Raw genomic sequence first — 8,132 nt, 5'->3', positions numbered from 1 at the left:
GCCGACGGCAGTAACGGCCTCGCTATCTCCCACAGTCCGTCCGGAACGATCCATCCCCACCGTCCACTTCCCATGAACAGCACAACCGCCAACTGACCATGTAGGACACGGTCTTAATGGCGAACCTCAGGTGCGGGGCGACGCTGCGGAGCTTTTCGCAGGTCTCCTCGATCTCGCGTTCGGGGCTGGACTGAGCGGTAACTCCCGCGCCCGCGCGTAGCCACGTCTCGTCGCCCGCGCCGATGAGGGTGCGCAGGACGAGGGCGGCGTCGAGGGTGCCACCGGTGCTCCCCCGAAAGACCGCGCCGCCGTACAAGCCGCGTGGCCCCTCCTCGTGGCGGGCCAGGGTCTGGAGGGCGGAGCGTTTGGAGACTCCTGTGGCGGTGATCGCCGGGAAGAGCGAGGCGAAGGCGTCCCACGGTCCGGCATCGGGCCGCAGTCGGCCCGTCACACGTGAGGCGAGGTGCTGCACCGAACCGCGCGGCCGGACCGCCATGAACTCCTCGACCGTGACGGACCCTGGCCGGCACACCACCGCCATCTCGTCCCAGGCCAGGCGTACGGACACGGCGTGCTCGTGCACCTCTTTGGGATCGGTGAGCAGTTCCGTGCGCAGGCGCTCGTTCTCCGTCGGATCCGTCCCATGTGCGCGGGTGCCTGCGAGGGGCTGGGTGCTGACTCGGCCGTCCTCGCCGACCTCCAGGACGGTCTCCGGGCTGAACCCCGCCGCCCGGTAGCCCCCGAGTTCCAGCAGGTAGGAGCGGGCCGGGGTGTTGGCCCGGCGGCCCGTGAGATAGGTCGCGGGGAAGTCCACGGATGGCGCGGCGGGCAGCGGAACCTTCCGGGAGACAACGGCCTTCTCCAGGAGCCCGGCGCGGATGTCCTCGACCGTTCGGGACACCGCCCTGCCATAGGCGTCCGTGCCGGCCGCGATGATCCGCTCGGACACCTCCGGGGACGTCCCGCCCGGAGCGAGATGTCGCGTCGTCGGCTCCGCCAGCAGGTCGGAGACCTTGCGGAGCCACGCCTCGTCCACCGCGCGGATCACGGTCCCGTCCCCGGTGAGGGTCACCTCGACGGACGGGATCAGCGCGTGCAGCAGAGGCCCGTCACCGGTGGCCTCGGGGTCCGCGTGGAGGAGGTGGGCGAGTTCGAAGGCGGCCCAGCCGTAGAAGTGACGTTCGCTGTCGTGCGCGCCGTGCGCTGCGGAGAGGGCGCTCAGTGCGTCGGCGAACATCGTCAGCGGCCTGTCGTCGGTGGGAGACGTCCAGGTGCGCCCCGCCGCTCGCGCCGTGATGCCGGCTGCGTGCGCGGTGAGGCTCTCGGCGGAGCCCGCAGCGAAGTGCCAGACGCCGGCTGCTGCCTCGTACACCATGTACTGGTCGGCGAGGGCGGCTTGGGCGAGGCGGGTGGCCGTGGCCGCGGGGTCGTCGCAGGGCTCCAGGGTGCTTGAGCGCGCCAGTCGCGGGACGGCACCCGCCCACGCGTCCCAGGTCTTCCTCAGGCCGGTACTCATCGTGTCATGTCCTCTCTCTGGCGCTGCGGCTGTGTCCGGTGGATCGCTGGTGCGTGGTGGGGAGTCATGGCCGTGCCGCCTCAAGTCGCCAGCCGTGGGCCCGGGTCCGGCGCTGCCAGAAGGACGCGTAGGTGCCGCCACCCGTGACCAGGTCGTCGTGCGTGCCTCGTTCGGTGATCTCACCGTCCTCCAGGACCAGGATCTGGTCCGCGTGGACGACGGTGCTCAGCCGGTGCGCGATGACCAGCAGAGTTTTGCGGTCGGCCAGGGCGCGCACGGCATCGGCGAACAACGCCTCGTTCTCCTGGTCGAGCGCGGCCGTCGCCTCGTCGAGGATGAGGATGGGAGCGTCCTTCAGCAGTGCGCGGGCGATGGACACGCGCTGGCGCTGCCCTCCCGACAGCCTCGCCCCGCCCTCCCCCACCTTGGTGTCCCACCCGTCGGGAAGCTCCGCGATCACCCGGTCGAGCCCGGACAGGGCGGCGGCAGTGGCCAGTTCCTCCGGGGCGGCGTCCGGGGACGCGATCCTGACGTTCTCCTCGATGGTTCCGTCGAAGAGGTAGACGTCCTGGAAGACGAGGGAGACATGGGCGGCCAGGTCGTCGGCGGCGATCTCGCGGACATCGACTCCGCCGATGCGGACCGTGCCGTCCGTGGTGTCACGGAAGCGGGCGATCAGCGCGGCGACCGTGGTCTTGCCGGCGCCGGAGGGCCCGACCAGTGCGGTCATGCTGCGCTCGGGCAGGCGGAACGTCACGTCGTTCAGGACCGGGCGTGCGGAAGCTGCGTGGGCCGTCCCGTCGGTGTAGCGGAAGCCGACCCCGGAGAACTCCACGCTCGCGTCACGGGGTGTCTGCGGCTCGACGGGCTGGGGGAACGGCGGCTCGTCGAGGACGGCGCCGAGCCGTTCCAGGGTGTTACGGGCAATACGCATGCCCGCACCGGCCTCGGCTGCGGACGACACGCTGTCGATGAGCCGCACCAGCAGGACCAGGAGGGCCAGCAGGGTGGGGACGGTGAGCGACCCGTCGAGCTGCCAGGACACCCCGAGTGCGAGCAGCAGGGCGAACACGAGTCGGGTGGCGAACGTGAACGAGACCAGGCCGGGGAGGCCGCGCGCGATGAGCCGCCGATCGGCGCGTGCCTCGGCCACCAACGCGTCGTCCAGCGCTCCGTAACCCTCCGCGGTCCGGCCGAACGCCCGCAGGACCGGCTGGTTGCGCGTGTACTCCAGCACGCGGTCCGCGGATTCGCCGGCCGCGGCGTCGCGGCCGAGGTCGAGTCGGCGCATCATCGCGGCGCTGGCCAACTGGACGGCGAACAGCACGGGCGCGCAGACCAGGAGCACCAGGGCGGTGCGGACGTCGAAGAAGAAGGTGGCGATGACCAGCGTCACCGGGGTGAGAAGGGAGGTGAGGAATGGGCGCAGCAGGTGGGCCGGTGTGCTCATCACCTGGATGACGTTCTGTCCGGCCAGTCTGCTGAACTCGGCCGTGCGGTCGGCGGTGAACCAGCCCAGCGGCAGGCGCAGGGCCTGGTCGGCCAGTCGGCGGTGCAGCACCCGGGAAAGCTGGGAGCCGACGGTGAACCCGCCGCTCAGAGCGGCGCCCTGCAACGCCGCGTAACCGAGTACGCAGCCGGAGAACGCCGTCAGCCAGGGCCAGACGTCGTCGGGGTCCGCGCCGAGCAGGGCCTGAAGGACCGGCACGAGGAGGGCGAAGGCGACGCCTTGCAGTACGGCCGCACCGGACTGGAGGACCAGCAGCCGGTTCAGCGGGCGGGAGCCAACCGGTCCCAGGACGCGGTAGAGCTGACGGATCATCGTGCACTTCCTTCTCGGATATCGTCCGCCCTGCGGCCGGCTCCCAATGGTGCGGACCGGTGGTGTGGTAGGCCATCGCTCTCGTCCGGGCCCGCGGTCCGCTGGGCCTCCCACAGCGCGGCGTAGCGGCCCTGAGCGGCCAGGAGGTCGTCGTGGCGGCCCTGTTCGGTGACGCGTCCGTCCTCCAGCACCACGATGCGGTCGGCGGAGCGGATGGTCGACAGCCGGTGGGCGATGACGAGGAGGGTCCGGCCGGCCGCGAGCTCGGACAGCGCGTCCTGGATCAGCGCTTCGGAGTGCGGGTCGGCGTACGCGGTCGCCTCGTCGAGGACGAGAACGGGGGCGTCGGCGAGCAGTGCCCTCGCGATGGAAAGGCGTTGGGCCTCCCCACCGGAGAGGGTGACGGTCGTGCCGAGTTCGGTGGCGTATCCGTCCGGCAGGGCCGTGATGCGGTCGTGGATGCGGGCGGCGCGGGCGCACCGCTCGACCTCCTCGTCAGTGGCGTCGGGGCGGCCCAGCCGGATGTTGTCGGCGACGCTCGCGCGCAACAGCCGCACGTCCTGGAGGACGAAGCCGACCCGGCGGTACAGCTCGGCCGCGGGGATGTCGCGGAGGTCGACGCCGCCGAGGGTGGCCGTACCGGCGGTGACGTCGTGGAAGCGGGGCAGCAGCGACGCCAGGGTGGACTTGCCGGAGCCGGAGGGGCCGACCAGGGCGGTTACCGTGCCGGGCGCGAGGTCGAGATCGACGCCGCTGAGGACGTGGGCCCGCCCGTCGTAGGAGAACGACACCCCACGCAAGGAAACGTGATGGCCGTCGGGCAGGGCCGGGTTTGCTGGCTCGGGGAGCGTGGGGGCGTGCAGCAGTGTCGTGATGCGTACGGCGGCGGCCTGGCCGGCACGGATCTGCTGGATGCGGGGGCCCACCACGCCCATGGGGGCGGCGACGGCGGGGCCGAGCAGGAGGAAGGGGACGAGTTCGGCGCCGGTCATCCAGTCCTGGGTGATGAACACCGCGCCCAGAACGGACAGGAGCAGCAGGACCACGGCCGGTGCCACCACCAGGATCGCGGCGGTGGAGGTCATCAGGGTGGACCGGACCCAGCCGGAGAAGAAGTCGGCGAAGCCCTCGGTCGCGCGCACGAAACGTTCGTGGGCCTTGCTCCCGCGCCCGAAGCTCTTGAACACGGCGATGCCGGAGGCGAACTCCACCGCGGCTGCGGATATCCGTCCCAGGGCGGCACCGAACTCGGCCATCTGTCCCGCCGCGCCCGCCATGGCCCGGCTGAACAGGTACACGCCCAGCAGCAGGGGCACCACGCTGACGAGGGCCAGACGCCAGTCGACCGTGAACAGGTAGGCCAGTGCCAGCACCGGGGCGGTGAGGACCGCGACGACATCGAGCAGGGTGTGGGCGAACAGCGTGTGCAGCGCGCTCACGTCGTCCTGCACGGCCTGCTTGACCTCGCCGGTGCCTCGGTCGGTGAGCCGGCCGAGCGGCAGCCGTCCGATGTGCCGGGCGAGCCGGCGGCGGAGGGTGAGCTGGAGGTTGTTGTCGGCGATGTGGGCGAGGGCTCCGGCCGCCGTGCCGCATACCAGGGCGACGAAGCCCGAGGAGCAGGCCAGGACCACCAGCGGCCAGAGGGCGTCCCCGTCGGCCGGGGGCCCAGCGGTGAGGCGTTCGGCGATGCGGGAGACGGCGATGAAGGGGGCCACACCGGCGAGGGCGGCGACGGCCTGGAGGCCCGTGGCGAGGGCCAGCCGGCCGCGGACCGGCTCGGCGAGCGCGCGGAGCGGAGGCGGAGTGAGGCGGGGGCCCGTGCTGTCGGCAGCGGTGTCCGCGGCTGCCGGGGCCTGACCGGCCCCGGGCGGTTGTGACTTCACTTGACGAGTACTCCGATTTCGGGGATGGGCCTGCCGCCGGCCTCGGTGATGCGGCGGCTGGTCATGCCGGCCTCGCGGGCCAGCCGGGCGACGTCGAAGGTGTGCCAGTCGTAGGTATCGGAGACCTCACGCACCGTGCGGCCGTCGCGCAGCACCTTCCATGTGGTGGTGAACCGCATGGCGTCGCCGTCGGTGGGTTCGCCGCCGATCCACCACTCGTACGTCTGGCGTCCGATGGTCTCCCTGAGGGACATGACGGGCGGGATGACGCGGGGCGAGGTCACTCCCATGAGTTCGACGACGATGGGCGCGCCGTCCGGAAGGCGGTCCGCGAGCCGTTTCCACAGCGCGACGCGTTCGGGGACGGTGAGGTGACCGGCTACGCCGAAGATCACGACGGCGGAGAGCCGTTCGGGCAGGACGAGGTCCTGGGCGGCGCCGTCCACGACGGTCACGCGCTTGCGCAGGTCCGGGTCGCGGGCGACCCGGGAGGTGAGCATGGCGCGCATGGTGGCCGAGGGCTCGGCCGCGAGGACCTCCGCCTCGGGCAGGGCGGAGGCGATGACCTCCGTCACACGTCCGGTGCCCGCCCCGATCTCCAGGACGGGTCCGTGGGACGTGTCCAGACCCGTAAGGACGCGGGCCAGCGGCGGGCCGCTGCTGGCGGTGTGCCGGGTGGCGACCAGTTCGTAGAACTCGGCCGAGGTCGAGTAGTAGTCGATCACGGCGTTCTCCGGGTGGGGGCGGGCGTGGTGGGTCGTATACGGGTGGCGGTGCGGTCTCGGTTCACGGGGTGCTCGGCCAGGTGTGTGCGCCGCCGATGGTCAGCGAGGGGTCCAGTCGGCGCAGCACGGTGGCGACGACCTCGCGGCGTCGGGGGGTGAGGTAGAAGTGGTCGCCGGGGAAGACGCGGACTTCGGTGCGGGCGGTGGTGAGGTCCGCCCAGCCAGCTGCCCCGTCGCGGCTGCGTTCCTCCCCGAGTTCGGGGTCCGTGCTGCCGGTCAGGACGTGCAGGGGGCAGGCCAGGGGCGGCCGCTCCGCCGGCCGGTACGTCTCGATGATCCGGTAGTCGTGACGTACGGCCGTCAGGATCAGGGACCGCAGCCCGGGGTCGTCGAGGATCTCTCGGCTGGTTCCGCCGAGGCGTGCCAGTTCGGCGCTCAGGGTGTCGTCGTTCTGGCGGTGCAGTTGCCCGGTCACGGCGGTGCCGGGAGCGGCCCGGCCCGACGCGAACAGCCGGTGCGGGGGGAGGTTCCGGCGGCCGGTGAGCTCGTGGGCCAGCTCCCAGGCCACGGCGGAGCCCATGCTGTGTCCGAAGAGGGCGTACGGCCGGTCGAGCAGCGGTTCGAGGGCGTCCGCCACCGCGCTGATCAGCTCCCCCATGTCGGCCGCCCCGGGATCCTCGAAACGGTCCTCGCGGCCGGGGTACTGGATGGCGAGGAGTTCGACCTCGGGGGGCATCATGGCCGCCCAGGGCCGGTAGAAGCCCGCGCTTCCGCCCGCGTGCGGCAGGCATACGAGCGTGAAGCGGGGAGCAGGCCCGCCGCTCCACCGCCTGATCCAGGGGCTGTCGGCTCGGACGGCGCGTGCGGAGGGCCGGGGGAAGTGCTGAGCGGGGTGCTGGAACGACACGTTCGGTGAGGAGGACGCGGTCACCAGGTCACCCTCAGTTCTTCGAGGCCGAAGGTGGCCGAGTCGTGCTTGACGGCGACGTCGTCCCGGTCACCGGCGAGGCGGAGGGTGGGGACCCGGCGGATGAGTGTCTCCAGGGCGACCTCCATTTCCAGCCGGGCCAGGTGCTGTCCGACGCACTGGTGGACGCCGTAGCCGAACGCGACGTGGTGGTTGTCGGTGCGGTGGAAGTCGACCCGCTCCGGCGCGTCGAACTGCTCGGGATCGTGGTTGGCGCCGGCGAGGAGGGCGATGACGCCGTCGTCGGCGGGGATCGTCCGGCCGGAGAGGTCGATGTCCTCGGCGGCCACGCGCAGGGGGATGGAGTCGGCGACGGACAGGACGCGCAGGAGTTCGTCGACGGCGGCGGGCATGAGGGAGGGGTCGCGGCGCAGTTCCTCCTTCAGCTCCGGCCGGTCCAGGAGGAGCAGAGTGCTCAGGGCGATCATGCTCGTGGTGGTCTCACGGCCGGCGTTGATGGTGATGCCGAGGGTGGACAGCAGCTGGTCCATGGTCACGTGGCCGGTGGCGAGATGGTCGGTGACGAGCTTGGAGATCAGGTCGTCCCGGGGTTCTTCCCGCCGTTGGGCGATGAGTTCGGCGAGCAGGCCGAAGAGGCCGCCGAGGGCTTCGGCAACCTGTTCGGCGGTGCTGTTGCGGGAGCCGGAGATCCGGGTGACGTCCCGGAAGAACTCCAGGTTCTCGCGCGGGATGCCGAGGAGTTCGCAGATCACCGAGGTGGAGACGGCGTTGGCGTACGCGGAGACGAAGTCGACGGGTCCGCCTGCGGCGAGCATGCCGTCCAGGATCTCGTCCACCCGTGCCTGTACGGCGGGGCGCATCTCCCGGACCCGGCGCACGGTGAACACCGGCAGGAGCATGCGCCGGTACTTGGTGTGCTCGGGGGCGTCGGTGCGGATGAAGGGACGGAACCGTGCCCCGGCCTCCTGTTCGCCCTCGCCGAGGGCCGGGAAGCCCGGGCGGCGGATGTCGGCGCTGACACGGGGGTCGGAGAGCAGTTCGCGGACGTCGTCGTAGCGGGTGACGACCCAGGCTTGCTTCTTGGTCGGCAGGGTGACGCGGGCGACCGGTTCGTCGGTGCGCAGCGCGTCGTACTCCGCGGGCGCGGCGAAGGGGCAGCCTCGTTGGATGGGGAAGTCCCGGGGTGGGGCCGTGGTGTCCGTGCGGGGTGGGTCGGAGGCGTGAGACGCCGTCGAGGTCTCGGGGGTGCTCATGGTGG

General features: G+C 71.8%; 6 protein-coding genes. All 6 read right to left on the bottom strand.

The genetic code is table 11. The annotated features are described in order from the left end of the window. Positions 1-22: 22 nt before the first annotated feature. Positions 23-1,516 (bottom strand): salicylate synthase, encoded by a 1,494-nt coding sequence (locus tag ACFWM7_RS04560; RefSeq protein ID WP_383255022.1) that lies wholly within the window; start codon positions 1,514-1,516, stop codon positions 23-25. A 64-nt stretch (positions 1,517-1,580) separates the two neighbouring features. Then, positions 1,581-3,338, bottom strand: coding sequence for an ABC transporter ATP-binding protein (locus ACFWM7_RS04555; protein ID WP_383255020.1), 1,758 nt, complete (start codon positions 3,336-3,338; stop codon positions 1,581-1,583). Beyond that, entirely contained in the window at positions 3,335-5,221 is a 1,887-nt protein-coding gene (locus tag ACFWM7_RS04550; RefSeq protein WP_383255018.1) for an ABC transporter ATP-binding protein, read from the bottom strand. Before ACFWM7_RS04550 ends, ACFWM7_RS04555 begins: the two co-directional genes overlap by 4 nt. Further along, entirely contained in the window at positions 5,218-5,946 is a 729-nt protein-coding gene (locus tag ACFWM7_RS04545; RefSeq protein WP_383255016.1) for a class I SAM-dependent methyltransferase, read from the bottom strand. Before ACFWM7_RS04545 ends, ACFWM7_RS04550 begins: the two co-directional genes overlap by 4 nt. A gap of 61 nt (positions 5,947-6,007) precedes the next feature. After that, on the bottom strand, positions 6,008-6,877 hold the full coding sequence (locus tag ACFWM7_RS04540) for a thioesterase II family protein (protein ID WP_383255014.1): 870 nt from the start codon (positions 6,875-6,877) through the stop codon (positions 6,008-6,010). Beyond that, positions 6,874-8,127, bottom strand: coding sequence for a cytochrome P450 (locus tag ACFWM7_RS04535; protein WP_383255012.1), 1,254 nt, complete (start codon positions 8,125-8,127; stop codon positions 6,874-6,876). The genes ACFWM7_RS04540 and ACFWM7_RS04535 overlap by 4 nt, the downstream gene beginning before the upstream one ends. Positions 8,128-8,132: the final 5 nt, after the last annotated feature.

Source organism: Streptomyces sp. NPDC058375, from assembly GCF_042723425.1.
Classification (GTDB): domain Bacteria; phylum Actinomycetota; class Actinomycetes; order Streptomycetales; family Streptomycetaceae; genus Streptomyces; species Streptomyces durocortorensis.
Note: the sequence above shows the minus strand (reverse complement) of the source record. Positions and strands in the feature narration are given on the sequence as shown.

What these genes read in the sequence shown, in the direction of transcription:
- ACFWM7_RS04535 (WP_383255012.1), bottom strand. Translation starts at nt 8,127, where the DNA reads ATGAGCACCCCCGAGACCTCGACGGCGTCTCACGCCTCCGACCCACCC.
- ACFWM7_RS04560 (WP_383255022.1), bottom strand. Translation starts at nt 1,516, where the DNA reads ATGAGTACCGGCCTGAGGAAGACCTGGGACGCGTGGGCGGGTGCCGTC.
- ACFWM7_RS04555 (WP_383255020.1), bottom strand. Translation starts at nt 3,338, where the DNA reads ATGATCCGTCAGCTCTACCGCGTCCTGGGACCGGTTGGCTCCCGCCCG.